Here is a 23838-nt window from a genome sequence, read left to right as displayed (position 1 = left end):
GCGGGCTCGTACCTCGTGGTTCGCGGCTCGGTCACCTTCCTCGGGCCACGGACGTCAGGACGGTGTCAGCTCACGTGGTCACTCGGCTGAACGCCGATGCCCGGCGACCGAGACGTACGAGGGAGAAACCATGGTGGAAGCAACTCTGGCCGACACGGCGACGCGGCCGGCTCGGCCGGAGGGCGCGGTGGCGAGCTCCACGCCGCTCGCCCGGGCCGCCGTCGTCTACCACAGCGGCCATGGTCACACGGGCCGACTGGCCGAGGCGGTGCACAGGGGTGTGACCGCCGTGGACGGCGTCGCGGCAGTCCTGATCCCGGTCGAGGAGGCCCAGGAACGCTGGAGCGACCTCGCCGAGGCCGACGCGATCATTTTCGGCTCCCCGACGTACGTCGCCGGCGTCTCCGCGGCCTTCAAGGCGTTCGAGGAAGCCAGTTCGCGGGCCGTCATGACCGACGGAATGGGCTGGAAGGACAAGATCGCGGCGGGCTTCACCAACTCGGGTTCCCGATCCGGGGACAAGCTGTCGACCCTGATCCAGATCGCGCTGTTCGCCGCTCAGCACGGCATGCACTGGGTCAGCCTCGCCCTGCCACCGGCGAACAATTCCACGACCGGGTCGGAGGACGAGCTGAATCGTCTTGGCTTCTGGCTCGGCGCCGCTTCCCAGTCCAATGTCGATCAAGGACCCGACCTGGCACCCCCAGACGCGGACCTGCGGACGGGTGAACACCTCGGCCGGCGCGTCGCCGAAACGACGCTCCAGTTCGTCAGCGGACGCCGCGTCGCGCCCGCGCGAACCGGCACCCTCCTGACCAGCTGACCTCCCGCCCGCCACCGTCGCCGGTGGCGCGGCGGCGGACCCGGGCGCGGAAGGAGCACGCACCGCACCGGGCTCACGCGCGAGCCTTGGCTGCTGTGTTGGCCGCGGAAGCGCGGCGGGGATCAGGGCAGGAACATCGGCCAGTCGAGGCTGGGGAAGCCATAGCCGTACCACAGCTGGTGGTCGGCGAGCTTCAGGAACGTCGCGACGATTCCCCAGAAGGCGATGAGGAGGACGGAGGCGGTCAGGGCCAGGTCCCAGGCGAGGTAGGCCGGTCGGGACCTGTCGCGCGCCATCAGCGCGGCTACCTTCCCGCATATAAAAACGAGCGCCACCATGACGAGCAGAATGGCCGCACCATAGCCAATGCGTCGGTAGTGCGACCGGGTCGCGTCCACTTGCGGCGCGTTGGCGCGGTAATAGATCTCGAGGGCCAGGTAGAAGGGAACGAACATTCCGTACAGCTCAGCCGCGACGCTGGGGCACGTACTGGCGACGCTGTCAATAACTTTTTCGCCTCCCGCGTGTGATCGTAGCGGCAATAATTGCCCACTGGACTGGGCGTTGGCTATCCCATCGTCGCCAGCAGTACCGGTGGCAAGCGCGCCATCGACGACGTTTCTGCGTCCTTCGAGCCGAAGCAGCCGACTTCCCGCGAGAGCCGTCCGCATGGGGGCGCGGCCCGGCGTGAGGTCGACCAAGAGCCTGGGGTGGGGGTTGGTGCCCTGGCCGATATCTAGCCGGGGCACCAACGGGCCTTCCACCTGCGGGTTCTCGGTGAATGCGTGCTTCAGAGATGGCGCGGGCGATCACCAGGTGCTGGATCTCCGGCGTGCCCTTGAAGACGGTGTATCGCTTGAGGGGCGGTGGTGGGACTCGGCTTCTGGTGATCTTCGGGTGTCGCTGTCGGGCCTGGCTGCCAGCTGCATTCTCAGGCGGAGATCCAGCCCCAGTGGCGGCGGTGGGCCTCGGTGGACCATTCGCTGATCGCGGTCAGGTCGGGGGATGGGGCGAGCGGGGTGCGGCCGGTCTCGAGCAGGGTGGTGATCTCGGCTTCGACGGCGGCGATCTCGTCGAGGACCCTGGTGACATCGCGGACGTCGCCACGCTTGACCCGCAGGACGCGTTCGCGTTCATCGTCGGGCATGGGAAGGGTGAGGCGGCCGTGGGTGGCGACCTCGCGGCCCTGGAACGCGAGCCGTAGCGCGTGCGAGGCAAACTTGACGTCGTAGCCGTACCTGGCGACCAGTTCCGGGCGTGCCCACCCACCGTGTCGCGCCGCCAGGCGCTTGCCCGCGGGCGTGGCCTGGCCGCCGATGCGGGCTCGTTGGCCGGCGAGGTAGCCGAGGAAACGGCGCACCGCCCGCTGGGAGAGGACGGCTGGCGCGAGCGCGCGCAACTCCTCGCCCAGCGGTGTCAGGACCAGGACCGCGTCCATTGGCGCATAGAGCGGCAGGAGGGCGGTCGGGTTGCCCTGGGTCGCCAGGCGCAGGTACTTGCGGAGGGAGTAGATCACCAGGTCGGTGTCGCCGGGGCCGGAACGCGCGCCTTCCGGTTGGGTTCGGTACACGTAGTGCTCGAACCGGCCGGCCATGCCCAGGACGTGGCTGGCCGGCTCGACGAAGATGCCCATCTCGTCGTGGTCATCGGTTCCCGCGATCGCGATCCCGTGCAGCCCTGAGCCCACGACGGTCCGCAGGATCTCCCCGGTCAACGCCAGATCCCGATTTCCGTACTCCGTGTGCGCCGCGGTCGCCGACATGCCCCGACCATCCCACACATTTCGACCGATACCGAACGATTTGCGCCGACCGCGGACGTCGGTCATGCGCGCCCGCACGCCCGTGCCCGCGCCCGCGCAGCTTAGAAAGGCAGGGAAAATTGGGCGAAGGCCTGGATGCTGGCGGCGACCTTGTTGTCCGTCATCACGCTGCTGGAGGCCGTCGCCGCCGACCCGGATGCGCCGGTGTGGACGGGCACCGGCCCGCAGCCGGCGCGCTGGTGGGTCCGGCGGCTGCTGCACGAGTCGGTGGTCCACCGGGTCGACGCCGCGCTCGCGCTGGGCGTCGATCATCCGATCGAGCCCGCGGCGACCGGAGGCCGCCCCCTTTGAGCTGGTCATCCGGGGCATCGGTCCCGCCGTGATCGCGCCTCGGCTGGCGGCGCTGTGGGCGTGAGCGGCTGGATCGAATCCGTGCGGTTCAGCTGGTCTGGGCGGTGGGCATGATGGTGACCTGCTGGAGGTTGACGCGGGGCGGGAGTGTCGCGATGAAGCCGATGGTCTGGGCGATGTCCTCGGGGGTGAGCCACTCCATGGTCTCCTTGGAACCTGCCAGCCAGTCCAGGGCGCCGTTATCCGTCACGTGGCGCTGCAGCTCGGTGCCGACGATGCCGGGCTCGATCGCGGCGACCCGGACGTTCTTCGGGCCGAGTTCGACCCGCAGGTGCCGGGACAGGTGGGTGACGTAGGCCTTGGTGGCGGAGTAGACGGCGAAGTTGGGGAAGATGTTCTGCGCCGCGATGGAGGAGGTGTTGATCAGGTCCGCCACATCGCGTTCGTCGGCGGCCTTCACCAGCTGGGGGACGAACGCGCCGATGACGTTCATCAGACCGGTGATGTTGAGGTCGATCTGGTGCTGCCACTGATCGGTGCGCACTTCCTCGATCGGGGCCGGGAGCATGACACCGGCGTTGTTGAGCAGCAGGTCCGCGCCACCGAGCTCGGCGTCGACCCGGGCGGCGGCCGTGTGGACCGCGGCGGTGTCGGTCACGTCGGCGGCGATCGCGACGGCCGTGCCGCCGTTCTTGCTGATCCGGGCGACCAGGTCGTCCAGGCGCTCGGCGCGGCGGGCCAGGACCGCGACGGTGGCGCCCAGGGAGGCCAGGTGCTCGGCGGAGGCTTCGCCGATGCCGCTGGAGGCGCCGGTGATGACGGCGGTACGGCCGTTCAGAGGCCTGGCTGAGCTTTCGGTGGACATGCGGCGCACCTTTCAGGAGCGAACGAAACCGGGAGACTCGGGACGGCGGCCAGGAGCTGCCCTCTCCCTTCCAGCGCACCACCGCACCGGCCTTCCCGCAGCCCGATAGCAGGCCCTGCGAAGGCAGGTACCGCCGGGACCACCTACAGGGACCTGCCTCACTCAACGACCGGTCACACTGGGTGTGTGGACCGAAGCCGCGAGATCGCCGACTTCTTGCGCAGTCGGCGCGCCCGGATCACCCTCGGCCAGGCCGGGCTACCCGGCGACCCTCGTGGGCGGCGCGTGCCGGGCCTGCGCCGTGAGGAAGCCGCACGCCTGGCCGGGGTGAGCACCGAGTACTACACCCGCCTCGAGCAGGGTCGCGCCACCAACCCCTCCTCCGAGGTCATCCAGGCGCTGTGCGAGGCCCTCCAGCTCGACGCGGCCGAACGCGAACATCTCGCCGACCTCCTCGCCCGCCCCACCAGCGCCCGACGGGCCCCTGCCCGCCCGCAACGCGTCCGCGAGGGCCTGCACCTCATGCTGCGGACCCTGGAGCACGTGCCCGCCTTCGTCCTCGGTCGGCGCACCGACGTCCTGGCCTCCAACCGTCTGGCCCGCGCCGTCCTCACCGACTTCGACGCCCTGCCAGCCCGGCAGCGCAACCTCGCCCGCTACTACCTCCTGGACCCCCAGGCCCGCGAACGCACCGGCGAATGGGAGCGCATCGCCGCAGAAACCGTCGCGATGCTCCGCCTCGAAGCCGGCCGGTACCCCCAGGACCGGCAGCTCGCAGACCTCGTCGGCGATCTCACCCTGCGCTCGCCGGAATTCACTACCTGGTGGAACGATCACCATGTCCTGCGCCGTACCCACGGCACCAAGCACTACCACCATCCCCTGGTCGGGGACCTCTACTTCGCCTACGAATCCCTTCAGCCCCCCGGCGACAGCGACCAGACCCTGTGCGTCTACAACGCCGAACCAGGCTCACCCACCCACCAATCCCTCCAGCTCCTCAGCAGCTGGACCGCCCCCGAGGCCCAGCCGGCCCCGCACCATCCGGCACCCGACAGCAGCGCCTGACCGGACACCTGACCCGTTCCCGCACCAGCCGACCACGCGACGCATCCGTATCCACGCCGCCGCGTCCTCGCGGGCGTCCGAGTCGCTCAGCGGCCCACGCAGGCTGCTCGGGTGGCACGGGAAAGCGGGCGCCCGATCCCGTGACATGGGCGTCGGCGTCACCCGGCGGAGCCTTACCCCGTCCGCCAGCTGGTGGTGAGCAGCACAAAAGCAACACCACGGAGTTGGCTTTGGTGGCGGAGTCAGCTCAGGCGACGTCGTAGGTCAGGTGCGTCGCGGTCGACGTCGGGGTCACGCTCCGCTGCACCAGCGTGCGGAACGTTCCGCGGGTGAACAGGGGCGTCCCGGCGCCCAGCACGACGGGCGCGAGGTTCCCCCTTCGCCGACCCCCATGCGTGGTCGCGGCGGCTCGCCGCCGAATCCGTAACCGTCGCCGCGAGCGACCCCGCGCTCGCCCGCCGCCTCGCCATCGCCGCTGTCACAGGAACACGATTGAAAACGATCAGTTGACCTGCGCGGACACGCGATCCACGGTGAGGGCCTTTCAGCCCTCGCCCCACAGACCCACGACGGCGTCGATGCCAGGACCTCTGGAGCAGGTCGCCCTCCAGGCGCGGGCCGTGGCGACCGAAAGCGGCCAGAGCCCGTCAGGCGGTGGTCTGAATCGGAGCCCGACTGGCGCCGGTTTGATCAGCCGACGATGACGTAGCCCTGTACGCCCTCGACCACCAGGCCCTCGCAGGCCCGGTCCAGGGACACGAAGTGGTCGCCACGCCCCGTGTTGCACCGAATGATCGCCCTCGTGGCCGGCGTCGACGGCGCCGAGCCGTAGATCCAGCCGAGGACCCCCGCCACCTGCTGACCCTCACAGTTCGAGGCCGCCGAGGTGAACGAGTCGCTCCCGGCCCAGCAGGCGTAGAGCGGGCGCGTGCCCGGCACACCACTGGACTGGTAGACCGATCCGAGCACGCCTTCACTCTGGTAGCCGGCCGGCGCGGGACCGGTCAGAGCCGCGTGGTCGGGGCCGTTGTTGTACCGGACGAGGGTCACGGTGGCGGGCGGCGGCGGTGCGGCGGACGCGGTCTGGTTCGGTACCGCGTTCGGCGGAGGCGCCGGCGTCGCGGCCGGTGCGCCGCCGAGCTGGCCGGCTTGTCCCGCGGCCGCACCGGCATTGGCCGGCCCCCGGGGCGGCGCGGTCTGAGCCAGCGCCCCACCACCGCCGGCGGCCCCGGGAGACGGGGGCGGGCTGGCTGGCCCGTCGGACTGGCCGCTGCCCTTCGCGGCGGCGGTCGGCAGTGGCACCGGACCGAGAGCGCTCTGATCCTCGCCGCCGTCGCTCGGGCCGGGCCTCAGCAGGACGGGCGGTGTGCGGTGTGCGGTGGAAGCGGGCGTGTCCGCCGCCGACGTCATGCCGCCCGGCTCGTTCCTGCTCACCGCGAGGCCGGTGATGGAGCCACCGACGAGCAGGGCGGACACGCCGATGACGACAAGCGCGCGGCGGGACGGCCCAAGCCTGGGGCGTGGGCGCATCGGGGTTGCCAGCCAGTGGTGCAGGAAGAGGGTCTCCGCTGCCACGGGCGGTGGCCCGGGCGCGGGTGTCGCGCCTCTACCGCCGCCTGCGGGAGTCATCGCGCCGTCCCCCACCTGGCAACTCCGTTTCGCCGTCCGCCGTGCGCCCGTCCAACCGAGGCGCCCGCCCAGCGAGCACGCTGGCGGAGCGAGTATCTGGAGCTGCCGGTCTGGATGGTGGGCGCGACTGCCCGGCGGGTCGGCTGGTAACCGACGCCGTGACCCCTGGGGGACGCCGGGCTGTCACACCGCACGCCCGTAGGGTGCCGGCAGCGGTCCGTCCGTGTCGGTGCGAAAGGCCGATTCGCCGCCATGGTCCCGTCTACGCCAGGAATATGTCAATGGTCCTGAAATTTGGATCTGGCACTGATCCAGTGATCGAACTGGCTCCGTGTACCTGCCGAAGAGAGTGATCCTTGTCAATGGCCTTCCCGGGTCCGGGAAGAGCACGCTTGCCGCCGGCTTGGCGGCTGAGCTGTCGATCCCTGCGCTCGGCAAGGACGTCGTCAAGGAGGCGTTGAGCGGACTCGTGAGCGATGCCGTGCCGGCGGCCAGGCTCGGAGCGATCGCGATGGACGTGCTGTGGTCCGTCGCCGCGGCGATGGACGGTCACGCGCTGCTGGATTCGTGGTGGTTCCGCCCCCGCGACCTGGAGTTCGCAGTCGAAGGGCTGGCCCGCTGCGGGCACCCTCCGGTGGTCGAGGTCTGGTGCGACGTCCCGGCCGCGGTGGCACGGCAGCGCCACGCGGAACGACATCGACATCCGGTATACGACGATGCCCGTCACCTGACCGACTCCTGGGCTGCGTGGGCCGCCGATCCTCAGCCGCTGGGAATCGGCCCGGTGATCCGCGTTGACACCATGTCCCGGGTCGGCGTCGGCCAGCTCGCCGCAGCCGTGACGAAGCAGCTCACTGCCGAGCGACTCGGATCCGTGTCATCAGTTATCCCAGCTGGCACCGACCGGACTGGCAGAGTCGTGTATTCGACCGACATGTAATCCAGTGGTCAGACCGGCGGTCGTCACTGACGGTGAGGTGTGACGCGGTGATCTGGGTACCGCTGGTTGTGTTCGGCGCGATTGTCCTCGCCTTTGGCCTTCTTGGCGCCGTGGACGTGGGCTCCTACGGGCATTTCCTACGCCACGGCGTTCGGACGGTCGCCGTCGCGCGGAGTCGCCGGGAGGTGCTCGTCCGGCGCAACGGCGTGCGCGCGCTTGACCTCTGGCGGACCGAGACCGTCTGCGTCTACGCCGACGCCGGCGGCCGGACACACGAGATCATCGTCCGGCGTGCGTTGCCGATCGGCTATCAGCTCGTGGTCCTCTACCTGCCTCGCAGACCTGGTTACTCGGTGGAACTGCGCGGCGAACGCCCGCCATCCTGGCTACGCAGCTACCTGCTGGTCGGGGTCGGCGCCGGAGCGGCGGTCGCGCTGCTGGCCGCGCTCATGCAGGGCCTTGGGATCCAGTGGTGAGGCGGACGCCCCCGACGGTGTCGCACCCTTGACTGGCAGAGTCGCGTGTTCCTGAATTCCCTAGATCACGGCCGTTGATCGTTACCGGCTGTGGGGATGGTGCCGCCTCGCTCTCGCCGACTCGCCGGCCTTGAACCGTCGAGGAAGACTGGCGACGATCGCTGCATGGCGAAGTCCTCAGTGGCTGCATGGCTGCCCGTGATCCTGGCCGACTTCGCCGGCACGCCCGTGGCGGACTTCGATGTGCGACTGATCGACTTCGACCCGGCTCAACCCGGCGACCTCGCGGGGCTCGTTCCGACCGTCGAGGACCAAATCCGCGCCACCGGGGTCGCCCCCGCCGATCCCTACGCCCACCAGCTGCCGCTGAAGGTCGGGATGCCGGTCGAGCAGGGCGTTGAGCCCATGAACCTGAAGGGCCTCGACTGGCTCGCAGGCGACCCGCGGGGTCTAGCAGTCGAGATCGCCTCGACGCTCCAGGACCACGTCATGGACAACCTCAACACCACCTGGCCCGAGGTGGCCGTCGACGGGCGGCCGGTCGTTCTCGAACCGCGGCTCGGCCCCGACGGGATGCCGCGATGGGAGGGCCGCGGTGTCGAGCCCTGCCCGTTCGGCCAGCTCGCCGACCGTCTCGCGTCGGGCCTGTCGGCGGCGCCGCGCGGCATCGCCGCCGACGCGTCGTTCGCCGTCTGCCTGCCAGCCGTGCCAGCTCTGGCGGTCCGGCGCCGCCGGCACCCGGGGTCAGCGGGTTCGGAGGTCATTCGCCGAGAAGCGGCAGAACCGGAAAAGAGTAGTCCTGCCAGATGAGCCGACTCTTCTCCTCCGGATAGGCGGCCACCGTTGACGGAGTGTCGAAGATCTGGCTAAGGCGGCGGTCGGGCTCGTACGCGGGCCAGCCTGGGTCGCCGTCCGCGGCGAAGGCAGTCCACGCGGCGCGCATCTGCGCCGAGAGCGCGATCGCCTCGGCCGTGGGGTTCTCGCCGATCAGCATGGCGGGCCGTCCGCTGGTGAGGTTCCCGAACACGAGCGGCACGTCGAGGCCGTGGCAGGCGCCGAGCGCGCCGCCCAGGCCGGGAGCGGACCAGGTCAGCTCGTAGACGTGCGCCCTGCCGCCAGCGGCGATCCGCGCCTCGGCGAGCTGCAGGCTGGGCATGCGGAACAGCCAGTCCGAGATGACCCGTTCGTACAGCTCGTCGGGGCTCGCCGCCGGAAAGGCGTCGCGGTAACGACGGGCGCCGTCCGGCCCCGGGGCGAAGGCCGCCAGGGCCGTGGCGGCGTCCGCCGACGTCACCTGGCCGAGTTGGCCCTCGATGAGGCTGAACAGCCGCTGCTCGTCGCGGGTGTGACCGACGAGCAGGTCGACGGTGAGGCCGGCGTCGTCGGCCACCGCCTGCCACGGCGTGATCGGCAGCACGTCGCCGTCGACGACTGGCGCGAAGAGGATCGACCGGCGCGCGGGCAGGCCCCAGCGCCCCGCCCGCTCGGTGATCATGGCGGCGACGGTGTCGGCGGCGACGGCGAGCAGCGCCGGATCCGTGGTGGCCAGGTCCTCGATGCGGGGACGTAGGCCGAGCTCGGCGGCGCAGGCGGCGGCGATGTCGGAGGCGAGCTCGGTCGAGAAGAACGCTCCCGGCATGCTCTGCACGACGGCGCGGCGAAACAGGCCGCGCGACCGGGGCATGGCGAGGAGAGCGCCGACCAGGCCGCCGCCGGCCGACTCGCCGAAGACCGTGACCCTGTCCGGGTCACCGCCGAACGCGGCGATGTTGTCACGTACCCATTCCAGGGCGGCGACCTGGTCGAGCAGGCCCCGGTTGGCAGGTGCCCCCTCGATGTGGGCGAAGCCTTCGGCCCCGAGGCGATAGTTCAACGTCACGAGGACGACGCCGTCGCGGGCCAGGTGGCCGCCGTCGTACTCGGGCCCGCTGGACGCGCCGATCACGTAGCCGCCGCCGTAGATCCACACCATCACCGGCAGCTTCGCCGCCGGGTCGAGCGCGGGCGACCAGACGTTGACCGTCAACCAGCCGTCGCCCGCGTCGGTCGGCGACCACGCGTCCCCGCCGAGCGCGTTGGACTGTGGCGGCGGCGGACCGAACTCGACGGCCGGCCGCACGCCGTCCCACCTGCGAGCCGGCCGGGGCGCGACGAGGCGAAGCTCGCCGATCGGCGGCTCGGCGTACGGGATGCCGCGGAAGACCGCCACACCCGACTCCATCGTGCCGTGGAGCGCGCCACCCGCCACGCGGACCTGGGGTGCGGCGATGGCGGTCATGGATCTCCCTGAGCCGATAGTGGGCGCGCCTCATCGCGTGGCCACGGACGGCGGCATCATCGTGCAGCATCGGGACCGCCCGCCAACGATTTTCGGGCGATCGCGGATCTTGGTGACGCCGTCCGCGCCCCGGGCCCACGTGCCGCGGGAGAGGCCGAGATGGCGCTCGCGCGGGCGCGCCGTGCGCCCGGCCGTCCGGCAGGTGCTCGCCGGACTCCGACGCGCCGGTGCCGACCTCGCGCTGGCACGACGCCGGCCGCCAGCGCCTCGGGCTGACCAGAGACGAGCGTCAGGGCACCACGCCCGCGGAGTCAGGAGCTACCGCAGCGGCCGGAAGAATGCCCGCACGTCGTCCACGAAGATGTCCGGCACCTCCATCGCGGTCAGTGGCGTTAGCGGGCCTATTCCAACTGCCGGCCTCAGGTAGCCGCCGGGCCGAACACCGAGGGGCCGCGCTTTACGCTGGATTTCGCTCGTGCCCTCGAAGATTGTGTAGATCTCCTGAAGGTGCCCGCCGGTTATCTTCCGTGTTGATCTTGTAGGCCCCCTTGAGGCTGCCCGATCAGGTATTTCTCCTGGCGGGCGGCCGAAATCGCTCATGCGCCGCGGCCGCGGCGGCGAACAACCCGCTTGGCCGGGTCGGCGACCCGGAGGAGGACATCGCGCCGGTCGCGGTCTTCCTGGCCAGCGACGACGCTCGGTACGTCACCGGCGAGGCCATCCACGTCGACGGCGGCCAGCACCTCCCGTGCGACCAGAGCCGCCCGCCCGGCCTGTAGCGGCGTTCCGGGGCCGTCACCGAGTTCATCGAGCGCCCTTGGCCTGCACGATGTCGACCTCCTCGGCAACGACACCGGCGGAGCGGCGATATGTCCCCTGGGGCCACAGCCCCTGGGACGCACCAGACTGGGGGACTGGTCGGCCGCGCCGACCTTGTCCCGCCAGCGGAGGTGAACGTGATCGTGTCGGACCTGTTCACGATGGGTGTGCCCGTCGCCGAGAAGGTGATCAGGACCGTTGCCGTCTATGCGGCGTTGAGCCTGCTGATCCGGGTGTTCGGTAAGCGGGATCTCGCCCAGCTCAACAGTCACGACCTCGTGGTGATGATGCTCGTCTCCAACGTCGTCCAGAACGCGATCATCGGGGCCGACAACAGCCTCTGGGGCGGGGTGCTGGGAGCGGTCACGCTGTTCGCCGTGAACGCGGTCGTCGTCCGCTGGCTGCGCCGCAACGCCACGGTCGAGCGGCTGTTCGAGGGCACGCCGACGGTGCTGGCGCACGACGGCCATTTCGACGAGGCGACGCTGCGCCACGAGGGTATCCGTCGCGGCGACCTGGAACGGGCGATCCGCAACCAGGGTGCCGACGACATCACCGAGGTCGCCACAGCGACGCTGTCTCCCGGTGGCGCGATCGTCGTCGAGCTGAAGGCCGGCGACCAGAACGCCTCCCGCGCGGACCTGGACGCCGTGCGCCGCCACCTGGACGCCCGCCTGGACGCGATCGAGTCGGCCCTGCGGTGACCGACGCCGTCGCGACACCGCGGCGCAGCGGGCTGGACCAGCTCTAGGCCCAGTACTCCCCTGGGTGTGCGTATGCCGCTGAGCGGGACGACCTACCGAGGTAAGAGCGTCCGGATCATCGAGCAGAACTCACACCCACGCCGCCGCCGGCTTGGCCGCACTCGGCGACTTCGCCGCCATCAACTACGTCACCGGCGCGCCTGACGGCCACTCGAAAAACGTGTCCCTCCTGCTGCTTCCGAACGAGATCAAGGTCGCCCCGCTCTACGACCTCGCGACCGGCCTCCCCTACGACGGCGACCCGGGCCTGCGCAGGTCCACGCGGCGTGTTGTACGAGGCCAAGCCGCCTTTCGGGGGCGTCGTTGACCGGCGCGAGGAGCTCGGGCCGAAGCACCGGGAACTCAGTCGTCGTGAGGCGCGGTGCCCGGGGCATGGCTGTGGCTAGGAGCGGGCTGGGGTGATTGCCCCTGTTCGGGCGTATTGCCCGCCGGTGGAGGCGAGTTGGTGGTCCCACCCACGCTGCCGTGTGGCACCGCCGGGTCCTCCTCGTCGGAACCATGGGAATGCGGAACGGATTCATCTGTCACCTCGGGACCGTGGCTGTGACCGTGTGATCCGGCGAGTTCGACCGCGGGCATGGCGAAGCCGGTGACCCCGGCGCCGACGACGCCGATCATCACGGCCGCACTGAACGAGGAGCGGAACCCGCGCGCGTGCCGCGCCCGGAAGCTCCACAGAGCAAGGAGGCAGACCGCCACCTCGAATGCCACCGTGGTGAGGTCGACTCTGTCGACCTGTTCGGGCACGTTGGCGTGGGGGCCGACGGGGAACCCGGCGGTCCGGCTGAGGGCCCATAACAGGATTGCCCCCGCGTTGACCAGCAGGCCCGCTTTCATCGTCCGTGGGCTGGCGCCCCGCAGCACGGCGAGGGCCCAGCCCGTCTGGAAGGCCGCGGTCGCGAGGAAGAACACACCTGACAGCGGCCAGCTGGTGAAGTGGCTTGGCGCGACCGCGAAATGCGTAGCGGCGGCGCCGAGCGAGGCGAACGCCGCCACGATCGTGCACGCCCCGACGTCAGTCATGATCCGAGCCTCGGATCTTCCCCGACCCGCCGTATGTCCGGCTCCCGCGGCCTCGGCCTGCAGCGGGGACGAGTCGACGTACGCCGTCGCGGCCGGCTGGGGCCCCTCGACTCGCTCGTGGCGTGCCGGCCGGCGGATGACGATCGGTGTGGTCGGTGGACCGTCCACTGCTCGGCTCACCCGCTCATGTAGAACAGCATGGTCGTCATGCCAGCCTCCTGGCGGTGGGCGTTGTGAGTCGCGCATCCCTGCCCGGCCCGTCACGGCAGTGGCGAGGCCTGGTAGCCGAGTTCTTCGATGACCTTGACCACGTCCTGGGGGCTGTTCTGGCTCAGGTCCAGGTCGACCGTGGTGCGGCCCTGCTTCAAGGTGGTCTGGGTGCTGCGTACGCCCGGCAGGTCCTCCAGGGCGTCGTCGATGAGCAGGGCGCAGCTTCCGCAGTGCATCCCCTCGACCCGGAACGTGTGGGTGGTGGCGGACACTTTCGGTGCTCCTTTCTCCTGGTTGACTCTCCTGGTTGACCAAGGACGGTGTGGTCAGACGACGGTGACGACGCCGGTGTACATCCCCATGGCGCACGTGTAGCGCAGCTGGCCGGGTTCCAGCACTCCCAGATCGATCGCCGTGTCGCCCTCGACCGGCAGGATTTCCTCGATGTCGCGGTCCGGGATGACGAACGACCGGATGCAGCCCTGCACGTTGTCCGAGTGCACGACCAGCGTCGTGGGGACACCGGCCTGTGCCTGGACGTTGCCTGGGCTGTAGGAGTCGGCGTCGGCCGTGATCTCCACGGTCTGCTGTCCGTCCACGGTCGAGGCGGCGGACGTGTCGACCGGCTCCGGGGAGATGATCCCGGCGGCCTCGGCGAGCCGGTCGGCGGCCAGAGGCGAACCGGCGAGCTGCAGGCCACCGTTGAGGGTGTAGAGCCCCATCGCCAGCACGACCAGCCCGGTGACCACGGCCAGCCGGCTGCGCCACGCGGTCGCGGCCTTGCGGGCGGCGTAGCCGAGAACGGCGAACAGCGGGCCGGTGCCGAGCACGAACACCCCCATCGTGGCCGCACCCGCCAGCGCGGACCCGGACGCGAGCGCGAGCGCCTCCACCGACAGCGTCACTCCACACGGGATGAGCACGGTCGCCAGGCCGAGCAGCGTCGGTGCCAGGGCGGCCTGGGAGCGCGCGCGTCTGCGCACGATCCGCAGCCACGACGCCGGCGGCTCGACGACGATGCCGCGGAAACCCGGCACACCGAGCTGGGAGAGTCCAAACACAATGATCAGTAGGCCGGCACCGAGCTGCATCAAGATACGCGCGTCAAGCGAGAGCTCCACCGCGCTACCCACAGCGCCCAGCAACGCCCCCAGCAGCACGTGCGAGACAAACTTGCCCGCCAGAAACCCCCCGACCGGGGCAAGGTCATCACCAAGCCGAGCACGCCAGCCCGCTTCCAGTACCCGCGCCGACCCGCTCCCCGGGCGGGTCCGCGCCCCGGGGTCCCGGCGGTGGGTATGGCGAACCGAATGGCGACCACCGCCCGGCTCGTGACCAGGAAGCTCGGCCGACCCCACCGCCGCGGCCCGCTGCCGGCTGATCAGACCGGTCAGCAGACCGCCCTGCACCGCCGCGCAGGACACACCACCCGCGAACAGGCCAGTCACCAGAACAGATGCGAGATTCACCAAGCCTCCGCGAGAGCGGACCGAGAGTGGACAAGGATGCGCGAGGGTCTGCCCGCCGAGCACCGGGCACGCACCACCTCCGAATGACCCCAGCGGGCGACGTCATGACGCCTCAGGACTCCCTCTCCGGCCGCGGCGCGCACGCCGGCCGCCGTAGCCGGCTCCACCGAACACGCCGCCAGAGGTGGCGCCCCGACCAAGCCCGGACCCCCCTTCCTGCCCCAGCTGCCTGCCATGGAGAGAGCGCCGGGACCAGGGCAGGAATCGGCAAGCGGCCCGGCGCCAGTGGTCGCAGCACACGGTAAACCACTACCCGGTGTAGTAGAGAACGGGGTCCGCGGTGAACGACACAACGCCACGACCAACCGCCAGACACCCAACCAGCGGGGCGCACCACGAATAGATCAAGGACGCTCGGCGACGGCCAATGTCCGGGCTGGTCGTGGCCGCGAGCGGAAAGAGAAGTGAGCTGCGAACTCGCCCGCGAGATCGCCGAAAACGTCGCCCGCCTCGTCGCCCGCCTCATCGCCCGCACCGGGCGGCCAGGTCGGCGTGTACCCGGCGGTAGCCGTAGGTACGTCTCGGTTCGGGCGGTTCTCAGCGGCCGGCGTCGGCTGGGTGGCGGTCGCCGGCCTGGCCGGGACCGCCACCCAGTCTGTACGGTTGTCAGATATTCTCGAGCAGTTTCTCCATGGTCGTGATCTCGGCGGTCTGGCTGGTGACGATCGAGCCGGCGAGTTCCTTGGCCGGACCGTAGAACCCGTCGCGCTGCTCGGTCGTGGCCATCTCGATCGCGCCGCGGTGATGTTCGATCATCATCGTGAGGAACATGCGGTCGAAGTCGCGGCCGGACGCGGCACGCAGCTTCGACATGTCCTGTTCGCTCATCATTCCGGCCATCGAGTGCGATGGCATCACCGTCATGTCGTGGCCCGCGCCCATGTCCATCCCGCTGCCGGAGCTGATGGTCGGCTGACCCCATGCGGTCAGCCAGCCGGTCATCATGGTGATCTCCGGTGCCTGAGCGTCGCGGATCTGCCTGGCCAGCGTCTTGACCTCGGCAGATGAGGCGCGAGTGGGGGCGAGATCGGCCATCTCCACGGCCTGCCCATGATGCATGATCATGCTCTGGGTGAAGGCGACGTCCGCTGAGTTGTGGTCGTCGCTGCCGGTGGCGCTGGTGGCCGTGGCGGTGTTCGTGCTTGCGCTGGTTCCGGTGCTGCCGGAGTCGTTGCCGCAGGCGGCGAGCACGACAGCGGCGAGCAGGGCGCCCACCAACAGGGCGAGTCGTTTCATTGCTCGGGCTCCTCGCGTGAGGTCGTGTGTGATGTCCGGAACGGACAGGGACGCGGCACCGCTCACACCTCGGCTCCGGAGCGCGGCACAGCGGCGGCCAGCCTCGTAGGCGGGAGGCGGCCGCGATGTGCGCCGTTTGTCACCGGAGCGCGCGGCGTGGGGCGAGGGCGTCGATCTACAGTCGAAGCACGCAGAGGAAGGACAACGACGGCCCCCGCGCGCGCGGCTGGTGTCCGGGCGGAGGCTGGCCGACGGCGAGCAGTCCCGGCCGCGAGACGTCACGCCGCGCACGGCCAAGCAGGAGGATCAGCAGCAACCCGGCCAACAGCGCCGCGGAGCGCAGCACGGCCAGACATACCTCACCGACATGGCTGTCGTGTCCCCAGGAAGACATCGACGCGCCGAGTAGTTCGGTGGGGCTGATGGGCCGGCTGCCCGGGTCGATGCCGATCGGGGTGGATCCCCGTTCGTGGGGCTTCATCGGCAGCCCGGGGCGATCAACACCGAGATCCATGCTCGAGGCAGCCGTGCCACCCGTGGACACGGTCATCGCCGCATGGCCTGAATCGAGATATGTGCCAAGCCCGCCGTGCATCGCCAGGACGCCAAACAACACCGCAATGACCAGCAGCAGACCGCGCACATCCACGCGGGTAAGAGGAACGCCGCCATCCCGATGAATCGGGCCGGTCACGGACCTCATGCTCTCAGGTCCCTGCGCCAGGCAGACACGTCAATGCGTCCTTGCCCAGATGCGTTCCGTTCCATGCCGCGTGACCCAAAGCTCGTACCAGCCCTGAGCCGCCGTTGACGGCAGGATTCATCATTGTGACCGTGGCGGCAGGCGCCAGCGAGGGGCGTGGCGCGTCCATACCGTCGAAGACGGCCGTGACCATGGCTGTCGGCAGGAACTGTGCGCCGGTCCGCGCGACTTTGTCATCGGTGCGGGTGACGGCACCGCCGTCAGCCGCACCGACGTCGCCCACGGGTGAACCGGCGGCCGCGGCGAACCCGGCGGTCGAGGCAGCGAGGCCTCCCGCCGTCGGGACCGCGATCACGGCGGCCTGACACTGCCGCCGGGTAGGACGGCGACGCCACCCAGGAGCGCGCCGGGCCGGCTCGCCCGGTAGGTGCCCACCGGGAGTCCCACACCGACGCCGCGTCTCGTCCCAAGGAAGACGATCAGCACCGTGAGCTACGGGCAACGCACATCCTTTCCTGAACCCGCCACCGAACCTCGCCAAACCGGACGCTCGCCCCTCGCGAGGGGCGAGTCGTCGCGCACCGGCAGGGCTGCGCGGGCGGGCTCCTGCTCCTACTCCTGCCGGCCGTGATGACGGAGACCGGACTGACGCGGTTCGGTGCTGCTGACGACGACACGCCCCTAATCCACTATCGATTGTAGTAGAGAGTGGGTCTCGATCGACTGCGCGGGCCTGTCGAACGGTCTCGGCACCCGGGCCGCACCGCGACAACTGGTCGTTGGAGCTGGAGTCGGCAAGTCTCCGTCCTGTCGCTCCTGTCCCGGCTGCATTGGAGGGCATCGCCGGACCGGGGGGCAGGATTCGGCGTGCAGTCCGGCGGCGTTGGCGGGTACACGCTAACCACTACGCTGCATAGTAGAGAAGGGGGGTGTGCTGGCCGCGGGCGGTGAGGCGCGGGGCCGCGGCAAAATGCCGGGTCTCGCGGCCCTGTCGACCACTAGCGGCACTCAGCTGCCCGCTGAACGCAGCCGGACTGGGCGCTTCATCCCCGCCGGCTGGCGACAGGCGAGACGTGGCACCATCGCCTTGTCACAAGCCGGCCCGCTCTGACCCGGCGCACAGGGCAGGGCGAGGGGAGGTGGGATGGAGCTGTTCGGCGACCTCGAGGCCGAGGTGATGGACCGGATGTGGGCTCGCGTGGAGCCGGCCACAGTACGCGACATCCTCGAGGATCTGCAGCAGGTCCGCCCGCTCGCGTACACCACCGTCATGACGGTGATGGACCGCCTCTTCCAGAAGGGCTGGCTCACCCGGGAGCGGATCGGCCGCGGGTACGTCTACGCCACCACACTTTCACGCAGCGAGTACACCGCGCGGCAGCTGAGCGAGGTGCTGTCCAGCACCGACAACCGTGGGATGGCCCTGCTGCACTTCGTCCGGTCCATGGACCCCGCCGAGGTAGAGGCGCTGGGCGACGCGCTGCGCTGGCGCGCTCAGGAGAAGGGCGCAGACTGACGTGACGGCCCCGCTGCTGACCGGCTACATCCTGGCGATGCTGTTCCTCGCGCCGCGGCTACTGCGCGGCGCCGGCTGGACCCGCAGGGCGCCGAGGTTGGGCATCGGCTTGTGGGTCGCCGCCTGCCTGTCCACGGTCGCCGCGGTGTGCCTCCTCGGAGCCTTGCTGGTTGTGCCGCTACTGACCGTCGGCCACGCGATCATGTCGCTGATCATGGCGTGCGGCATCTCGCCGCATCATGTCTCCAGCACCGCCGTGTCGCTGGCCATGGACGCGGCCGGGCTCGGTGTGATGACCATCGTCGCGGGGCGCATCCTGTACGCGACGGCAACCGTCGCGCTGCCGCAGCGCCAACTGCGGCGCCGGCACGCCGCCGTGCTGCGGGCACTCGGGCATCGCCACCCCACCCGTGGCGACGTCCTTGTCGTCGAGCACCCGGTGCCGGCGGTCTACTGCCTGCCCGCCCGCCGCCGGCTCGTCGTGGTCTCCGAGAGTGCCCTCTCGCTGCTCGACCCGCCGCTGCTCGACGCGGTGATCGCCCACGAGTACGCCCACCTACGCGGCCACCACTACCTGATCACCACCGTCACCGCGGTACTCGCCCGTGCCTTCCCCGGACTGCCGCTGTTCACCACCGCCGACGACGAGGTACGACAACTCGTCGAGATGGCCGCCGACGACAGCGCCGCCCGCCGCTCCACCCCGCATACCGTCGCCCGCGCCCTGCTCGACCTGGTCGCCGGCCAGCCGCCCGCGCCCGTGCTCGGGATGGCCGGCGGCAGCGCCGCGGAACGGGTGCGCCGTCTGCTCGCCCCCGGCCGTCCCCTCAGCTGGGCCGCGCGCTACCTCGCCGCCGCCGGTGCCGCCGCGCTGCTACTCCTGCCCGTCGCCGTGCCGACGGTGCCAGCCCTCGTCGACCACGCCACCCACTGCCCCCCGGCCGTTCCTGCCGCTGCCGCGGACACCGCACCACACCCCACGCTCTGATCTCGCGGCCCGGCACGAGCGCATGGCGCCGAACGCCTGATCGCCGGTGACCTCGGTAGGGCGTCATGAGGCGGCAGCTGCGCTCCGAGATCGCCAAGCTCACCAGCACGCCGATGCTGGCGAGCCTCCCGGCCACGCTGGCCGGACTGGTCGCGCTCGCCTGGCGCTGCATGGCTACGGCCCGGCCGCCAGACACCTCGCCACCAGATCCGACCAGCTCGGCGTCTTCATCGATGTGGGTGCCATCCCGCCGCCCTGCTGGGAGCCCTCTCGATCACGGCGGAGATCCGGAGCGGAACCATCCGGCCAACCCTTTAACCCGAGTTCTGGCACGGAACAGTGGCGAGACTGTCTCCCGAGGACTCGGTATCCCGTTGATTTCCGCGATGCGACTGTGCGCCCCGGTTCACGGTGTCAGGGCCTTCAGCGAAGATTCGATGCTGGCCGCCGCGGCGACCAGCGGACGGGCTATACGCTCGGGCGCCCAACTGCCGATGCGTCCGGTGATACCGAGGACGCCGACGAGGGAGCCTTCTTGGTCTCGAATCCCGGCGGCAATACAGCTGTATCCAAACCTGGACTGTTCGTGCTCTATGGCCGTTCCGGTGTCGCGGGCGACCGCGAGGGCGGCGATGAGCTGTGGCCACGAGGTGGTGGTACGGGCGGTGGCCTTCGGTAGTGACTGCGGGCGCAGTTGCTCGACAAGGTCGGGGCGGTCGGCCAGCAGAACCCGGCCGGCAGCCGTCATAAGAAGGGCCGGGCCGGAGAATTCCAGCGTCCCTTCCCCCTGCCGCACCGCCTGTGCCCGGTTCGTGCCGAACGCGCTGTCCACGAGTGTGAGGGATCTCTCGGTTGCCGCGGCGATCCAGGCAACTTCCCCGGTGCGCGCAAAGAGTTCCTGAACGTATGGCGTGGCCACATCGCGGAGACCGTGATGCCTGGCCGCACGCGCACCCAGATCCAACAGATGGCTGCCAAGCCGAAAACCGTCATCGCGGCGTTCCAGGAGGCGCCGGGCCACGAGATCAGCCGCGATGCGCCGGACCGTCGGCTTGGGGATGCCGGTGGCGCGGGTCAGCTCCGCCAGGGTCATGGCGTCGGCCTGGGCCGCGACCGCGTCGAGGACGGCAACAACCCGCCCCGTGACCGTGTGATCGTCCATGCTGCCCATGCTCCCGCACGCCACCCAACGAGGGTGGCGATATCGGGTCACTCAGTGACTCGGCAGCCTGGAACCCGCGATCCCCGGCGGCTAGTGTGGTCCAAGCATCGGATACGGGGGGCGGGGGCGGACACCTGTCGACGGTCGAGAACACGACGACGGGCCGCGAAGAGCAGGCCTTTCGCTGCGCCTCGCGTGGCGCGAGCAGCATCGCGATCTTGGGGCGGAGCGCGGCGGCGGGAGTCCGCGGCGACCGCGGCTACTACGACCCCGCCAAGGCTACCGGCCCACGACCGCGGCCCTTGGCCGCGTTCATCGAACCAGCGGCCGCGGTCTGATCGTCGGACCCGCCAACGCCTCCGCTCTCCGAATACGACGGACCCGGCCAGAGAAACCCTGCCCGGGACCCTCGGACACGTTTCAGGCACCCACGGCCGTTCCCGAACCGGTCCCAACAGAATTCGACTGTCCATGTTCTTCCGAGTGAGCCGTTCCCTCGCCGGTTGGCATTACCTCGCGAATATCCGATCAGTAACGTGGCCGATCCCGCAGTCAGCTCGGAATGGTCCAGGGAGGAGCGCGCCGTGCGGGATCATGCGGGTGGGCGACTCGTCCCGGGGCGGCGGCCGTGAAAGGCGGGCTCGGCGCCATCGCGATCGACGCCGTCCCCGAGGCGGCGCCCCCGGGCGATCCCGCGGCGTTCATAGCGAGCGATCCCGCGGCGTTCACAGCGGGCGATCCCGCGGCGTTCACAGCGGGCGATCCCGCGGCGTTCACAGCCAGGCTGGGGAGCGGACCGCGCAGCCGCTACGGCGTCCCGGCGCTCGCCGTGGCGGGCGTGGCCTTTGGCGCGGTGGTCCTCTGGCTGGCCGACTCTGGCCGGACCCCGGACACGACCAGCACCCTGTTCTCCGGCATCGTCGGCGGGCTCTACCTGCTGACCGGCTCCGTCACGCACCTACGCCGGCCGGGTCGGCTCGGGCTGCGGATGGTGACGGTCGGCATCGCCTGGTTCGCCGAGGACCTGTGGGTCTCGATCGATCCGGTGCCGCATACCGTCGGGATGCTCGTCCGGTGCGTGGCCTCGGCGTGTCTGGTGCACGTCCTGCTGGCCTTCCCGGACGGGCGGCTGCGGGCGCGCACCGAGCGAGTGGTGACCGGCGCCGTGTATGTGTTCGTGCTTGTCGTCGTGCCGCTGGGCGTGCCGTTCTACGAGTCAATGACGCCCAACCTGCTGCTTGTCGCCGACCTGGCCGACCTGCAGGACATGCTGATCGACGGCGTGCAGGTGGTGTTCGCCATGATCGTCGGCGGCCTGCTGGTCCGGCGCTGGTTCGTTGCCACCCCGCCGGCCCGCCGGGTGCTCGCGCCGGTGTACGGCGTCGGGCTCGTCGGGAGCGTCGCGTCGCTGCTCCACCCGGCGCTGCCCGACTCGAGCGCGCTGCTGGTCAACGAGGTCGCTCACCTCGCCACGCTCGGGCTCCCCGTGGCGTTCCTGGCCGGCGCGCTGCGCGTCCGGCTCGGCCGCACGGCCGTCGCGGATCTCCTGCTCCAGCTGCCGCGGATATCGCCGGCCGACCTGCCTGACCTGTTGGCCCGCGCGCTCGGCGACCCCGCGCTGCGCATCGCCTACCCTCGCCCGGACGAGGCCGGTTCCACCACCGGGTACATGGACGCCGCCGGGCAGCTCGTCACGCCCCGCCCGGACGACGCGATCACTCCGGTCCGGCGCGGCCCGCGCGTCGTCGCCGTGCTCCTGCACGACCCGGCGCTGCGCGCCGACCCGCATGTTCTGCACGCGGTGACGGCGGTCGCGGCACTGGAGCTGGACAACCAGCGACTCGCCGCGGAGGTGCGGGCTCAGCTTGCCGAGGCCCGGGCGTCCCGGGTCCGCATCGTCGCGGCGGCCGACGAGCAGCGCCGGCGGATCGAACGCGATCTGCACGACGGTGCTCAGCAACAGCTCGTCACGGCCGCGCTGGTCCTGCGGCTGGCACGCGACCGGCTCGGTCCTGCGCAGCCCGACCCCGAGATAGACGCGCTCCTGCGGCGGGCCGCTGACGGGCTGGCGGGGGCGGTGGCGGAGCTGCGCGAACTCGCCCGCGGCATCCACCCTGCGGTGCTCACGGAGGCCGGGCTGTTGCCCGCGCTGCGGGCGCTCGCCGCCCGCTCGGCGTACCCGGTGCAGGTCGTCGACGGACCCGCGTTGCCGCCGTTGGCGGACGGGGTGGCCGCGACGGCTTACTTCGTCGCGGCCGAGGCCGTGACGAACGCGGCGAAGCACGCCTGCGCCAACCAGGTCCAGGTCCACGTCCGGGCGTCCGGGAACCGGCTGCTCGTCACTGTCGCCGATGACGGCGTCGGCGGCGCCGACATGGGCGCGGGGACGGGCCTGCTCGGGCTGCGCGACCGGGTCGCCGCGCTCGACGGCAAGCTGGTCGTGCGCAGTTTTCCCGGTGCCGGGACCTCCGTCCACGCCGAGCTACCCCTGGAGGGGCCGTGACCACCGTCACCACCGCGCCCGACCCGGCCGCGACGGTGACGCGTGTCGTCCTCGCCGACGACGCGTCGCTCTTCCGGTCGGCGCTCGCCGAGCTGTTGGAACGTGACGGGTGCGCGATCGTCGCGCAGGCTGGGAACGCGGACGAGCTGCTCGACGCCGTCGAGCGGCACCGTCCGGACCTCGCGGTCGTCGACATCCGGATGCCGCCCACCCACCGCCTGGAAGGTCTGCGCGCGGCCGTGCTGCTGCGGCGGCGCCATCCCGGGACGGGCGTGCTTCTCCTGTCCCAGCATCTGGAGGTCGCGCACCTCGACGAGCTGGTCGGGCAGACCGCGAGCGGTGTGGGCTACCTCCTCAAGGATCGGGTCACCGGGCCCGACTTCCTGGACGCCGTGCGCCGGGTGGCCGCCGATGGCTGCGCGTTCGACCCCGAGGTCGTCCGGATGCTCGCCGGCGGCCGGCTCGGCGGCGGCACGGGGCGGCGCGACGAGCTGGCCGAGCTCAGCTCACGGGAGCGGCAGGTCCTCGCCCTGATGGCACAGGGCCGGTCCAACAACGGGATCGCCGACGAGCTGCACCTCACGACGCGCACTGTTGAGACGCATGTCCGCAGCGTCTTCCAGCGGCTCGCGCTGGCCGACGAGGCCGAGCACAATCGCCGCGTCCTCGCGGTACTCGCCTACCTGCGCTCGGCGCGCCGTGCCATGATCAGCGCCAGCGCGGCCGCCGACAGCGCCGACTTGGGGAGGAACCCCGCGGCGGACGACTGCTCGATCGCGTCACCGTAGTGCTCGGCGTCGCGGACCGAGCAGAACACGACCGTGACGGCGGGGGCCGAGCGGCGTAGCGCCCGGCAGACGCTGAACCCGTCCATGTCGGGCAGCGCGATGTCGAGCAGAACAATGTCGGGGCCGGCCGCGGGCACGGCGGCCAGTGCCCCGGCCCCGGTAGCGGCGTCGCCGACCACCTGGTAGCCGCCGCCTTCCAGGAGCTCGCGGGCGACAGCACGGAACGGTGCGCTGTCATCGACGATGAAGACGCGGCCGACCGCCACCCGGTCCATCTTCCGGACGCTAGCACCGGCGTTCGGCCCAAACCTCGGTGCCAGCACTGGGAAAACCCGTCCCGCAAGCCGGTGTTGGCACTGATGTGTCCCGCCCCGACGGGCCCGAGACTCCTTCCCATGAAGGCTG

Annotated in this window: 25 protein-coding genes and 1 pseudogene; 13 read left to right on the top strand and 13 right to left on the bottom strand. The window is 70.8% G+C overall.

Annotated features, from left to right (window positions below; translation table 11 throughout):
- Window positions 1-130: 130 nt before the first annotated feature.
- Window positions 131-823 carry a flavodoxin family protein gene (locus BCD48_RS03040; RefSeq protein WP_083418092.1) on the top strand — a complete coding sequence of 231 codons (693 nt, stop codon included), beginning with the start codon at window positions 131-133 and terminating at the stop codon, window positions 821-823.
- 122 nt (window positions 824-945) lie between these two features.
- Here BCD48_RS03040 and BCD48_RS03035 read toward each other — a convergent pair whose 3' ends face one another.
- Both BCD48_RS03035 and BCD48_RS03030 read right to left on the bottom strand, forming a co-directional pair.
- Window positions 946-1278, bottom strand: coding sequence for a hypothetical protein (locus BCD48_RS03035; protein WP_071046683.1), 333 nt, complete (start codon window positions 1276-1278; stop codon window positions 946-948).
- A 476-nt stretch (window positions 1279-1754) separates the two neighbouring features.
- Window positions 1755-2585 carry a nucleotidyltransferase domain-containing protein gene (locus BCD48_RS03030; RefSeq protein WP_071046682.1) on the bottom strand — a complete coding sequence of 277 codons (831 nt, stop codon included), beginning with the start codon at window positions 2583-2585 and terminating at the stop codon, window positions 1755-1757.
- 135 nt (window positions 2586-2720) lie between these two features.
- Between BCD48_RS03030 and BCD48_RS03025 the strand changes: the two genes are divergently transcribed.
- Entirely contained in the window at window positions 2721-2936 is a 216-nt protein-coding gene (locus BCD48_RS03025; protein ID WP_071046681.1) for a maleylpyruvate isomerase N-terminal domain-containing protein, read from the top strand.
- An 88-nt stretch (window positions 2937-3024) separates the two neighbouring features.
- Here BCD48_RS03025 and BCD48_RS03020 read toward each other — a convergent pair whose 3' ends face one another.
- Window positions 3025-3801 carry an SDR family oxidoreductase gene (locus BCD48_RS03020; RefSeq protein WP_071046680.1) on the bottom strand — a complete coding sequence of 259 codons (777 nt, stop codon included), beginning with the start codon at window positions 3799-3801 and terminating at the stop codon, window positions 3025-3027.
- A 186-nt stretch (window positions 3802-3987) separates the two neighbouring features.
- On the opposite strand from BCD48_RS03020, the gene BCD48_RS03015 reads away from it, so the two are divergent.
- A complete protein-coding gene (locus tag BCD48_RS03015) occupies window positions 3988-4869 on the top strand; it encodes a helix-turn-helix domain-containing protein (protein WP_071046679.1) in 882 nt (293 codons plus the stop codon).
- A 690-nt stretch (window positions 4870-5559) separates the two neighbouring features.
- On the opposite strand, the gene BCD48_RS03010 is transcribed toward BCD48_RS03015, so the two are convergent.
- The gene (locus BCD48_RS03010; protein ID WP_071046678.1) at window positions 5560-6444 is read right to left on the bottom strand and encodes a hypothetical protein; all 885 of its coding nucleotides are present in this window, start codon (window positions 6442-6444) and stop codon (window positions 5560-5562) included.
- Between the two features lie 403 nt (window positions 6445-6847).
- On the opposite strand from BCD48_RS03010, the gene BCD48_RS03005 reads away from it, so the two are divergent.
- The 3 genes from BCD48_RS03005 (at window position 6848) to BCD48_RS02995 (ending at window position 8724) form a co-directional block, all read left to right on the top strand.
- Window positions 6848-7438 carry a P-loop nucleotide/nucleoside kinase family protein gene (locus tag BCD48_RS03005; protein WP_071046706.1) on the top strand — a complete coding sequence of 197 codons (591 nt, stop codon included), beginning with the start codon at window positions 6848-6850 and terminating at the stop codon, window positions 7436-7438.
- A gap of 47 nt (window positions 7439-7485) precedes the next feature.
- Window positions 7486-7914: a hypothetical protein gene (locus BCD48_RS03000; protein ID WP_071046677.1), complete on the top strand. Its 429-nt coding sequence runs from the start codon at window positions 7486-7488 to the stop codon at window positions 7912-7914.
- A gap of 165 nt (window positions 7915-8079) precedes the next feature.
- Window positions 8080-8724, top strand: a complete 645-nt coding sequence (locus BCD48_RS02995; RefSeq protein ID WP_071046676.1) for a hypothetical protein — start codon at window positions 8080-8082, stop codon at window positions 8722-8724.
- On the opposite strand, the gene BCD48_RS02990 is transcribed toward BCD48_RS02995, so the two are convergent.
- On the bottom strand, window positions 8675-10192 hold the full coding sequence (locus BCD48_RS02990) for a carboxylesterase/lipase family protein (protein ID WP_071046675.1): 1518 nt from the start codon (window positions 10190-10192) through the stop codon (window positions 8675-8677). The genes BCD48_RS02995 and BCD48_RS02990 overlap by 50 nt on opposite strands.
- Before the next feature lie 548 nt (window positions 10193-10740).
- Between BCD48_RS02990 and BCD48_RS02985 the strand changes: the two genes are divergently transcribed.
- The 3 genes and pseudogenes from BCD48_RS02985 to BCD48_RS02975 all read left to right on the top strand — a co-directional run.
- Entirely contained in the window at window positions 10741-10971 is a 231-nt protein-coding gene (locus BCD48_RS02985) for an SDR family oxidoreductase (RefSeq protein ID WP_071046674.1), read from the top strand.
- Window positions 10972-11148: 177 nt separating this feature from the next.
- Entirely contained in the window at window positions 11149-11715 is a 567-nt protein-coding gene (locus tag BCD48_RS02980) for a DUF421 domain-containing protein (protein ID WP_241841472.1), read from the top strand.
- A gap of 145 nt (window positions 11716-11860) precedes the next feature.
- Window positions 11861-12082, top strand: a pseudogene (locus tag BCD48_RS02975) (HipA domain-containing protein); the annotation flags it as partial.
- Between the two features lie 35 nt (window positions 12083-12117).
- Here BCD48_RS02975 and BCD48_RS02970 read toward each other — a convergent pair.
- The 6 genes from BCD48_RS02970 to BCD48_RS02945 form a co-directional block, all read right to left on the bottom strand.
- Window positions 12118-12798: a hypothetical protein gene (locus BCD48_RS02970; RefSeq protein WP_071046704.1), complete on the bottom strand. Its 681-nt coding sequence runs from the start codon at window positions 12796-12798 to the stop codon at window positions 12118-12120.
- 260 nt (window positions 12799-13058) lie between these two features.
- The gene (locus BCD48_RS02965; protein WP_083418090.1) at window positions 13059-13280 is read right to left on the bottom strand and encodes a heavy-metal-associated domain-containing protein; all 222 of its coding nucleotides are present in this window, start codon (window positions 13278-13280) and stop codon (window positions 13059-13061) included.
- Window positions 13281-13334: 54 nt separating this feature from the next.
- A complete protein-coding gene (locus tag BCD48_RS02960; protein ID WP_071046672.1) occupies window positions 13335-14477 on the bottom strand; it encodes an urease accessory protein UreH domain-containing protein in 1143 nt (380 codons plus the stop codon).
- 666 nt (window positions 14478-15143) lie between these two features.
- The gene (locus tag BCD48_RS02955; protein WP_071046671.1) at window positions 15144-15773 is read right to left on the bottom strand and encodes a DUF305 domain-containing protein; all 630 of its coding nucleotides are present in this window, start codon (window positions 15771-15773) and stop codon (window positions 15144-15146) included.
- A gap of 175 nt (window positions 15774-15948) precedes the next feature.
- Complete coding sequence (locus BCD48_RS02950) at window positions 15949-16467, bottom strand: DUF6153 family protein (protein WP_131803743.1); 519 nt, start codon at window positions 16465-16467, stop codon at window positions 15949-15951.
- Between the two features lie 13 nt (window positions 16468-16480).
- Entirely contained in the window at window positions 16481-16759 is a 279-nt protein-coding gene (locus BCD48_RS02945; protein WP_131803741.1) for a hypothetical protein, read from the bottom strand.
- 861 nt (window positions 16760-17620) lie between these two features.
- Between BCD48_RS02945 and BCD48_RS02940 the strand changes: the two genes are divergently transcribed.
- Both BCD48_RS02940 and BCD48_RS02935 read left to right on the top strand, forming a co-directional pair.
- The gene (locus BCD48_RS02940) at window positions 17621-17992 is read left to right on the top strand and encodes a BlaI/MecI/CopY family transcriptional regulator (RefSeq protein ID WP_071046668.1); all 372 of its coding nucleotides are present in this window, start codon (window positions 17621-17623) and stop codon (window positions 17990-17992) included.
- A gap of 1 nt (window position 17993) precedes the next feature.
- Entirely contained in the window at window positions 17994-18980 is a 987-nt protein-coding gene (locus BCD48_RS02935) for a M56 family metallopeptidase (protein WP_083418088.1), read from the top strand.
- 406 nt (window positions 18981-19386) lie between these two features.
- Here BCD48_RS02935 and BCD48_RS02930 read toward each other — a convergent pair whose 3' ends face one another.
- On the bottom strand, window positions 19387-20151 hold the full coding sequence (locus tag BCD48_RS02930; RefSeq protein ID WP_071046667.1) for an IclR family transcriptional regulator: 765 nt from the start codon (window positions 20149-20151) through the stop codon (window positions 19387-19389).
- 619 nt (window positions 20152-20770) lie between these two features.
- Between BCD48_RS02930 and BCD48_RS02925 the strand changes: the two genes are divergently transcribed.
- Window positions 20771-22645, top strand: coding sequence for a sensor histidine kinase (locus tag BCD48_RS02925; RefSeq protein ID WP_241841471.1), 1875 nt, complete (start codon window positions 20771-20773; stop codon window positions 22643-22645).
- Window positions 22642-23433 carry a response regulator transcription factor gene (locus BCD48_RS02920; RefSeq protein ID WP_071046666.1) on the top strand — a complete coding sequence of 264 codons (792 nt, stop codon included), beginning with the start codon at window positions 22642-22644 and terminating at the stop codon, window positions 23431-23433. Before BCD48_RS02925 ends, BCD48_RS02920 begins: the two co-directional genes overlap by 4 nt.
- Here BCD48_RS02920 and BCD48_RS02915 read toward each other — a convergent pair.
- Window positions 23325-23708: a response regulator gene (locus BCD48_RS02915; protein WP_071046665.1), complete on the bottom strand. Its 384-nt coding sequence runs from the start codon at window positions 23706-23708 to the stop codon at window positions 23325-23327. The genes BCD48_RS02920 and BCD48_RS02915 overlap by 109 nt on opposite strands.
- Window positions 23709-23838 lie beyond the last annotated feature (130 nt).

The sequence above is a fragment of the Pseudofrankia coriaricola genome (assembly GCF_001854805.1).
Classification (GTDB): domain Bacteria; phylum Actinomycetota; class Actinomycetes; order Frankiales; family Frankiaceae; genus Pseudofrankia.
The sequence above is the reverse complement of the archived record's forward strand: the minus strand, read 5'-3'. Positions and strand labels throughout refer to the sequence as shown.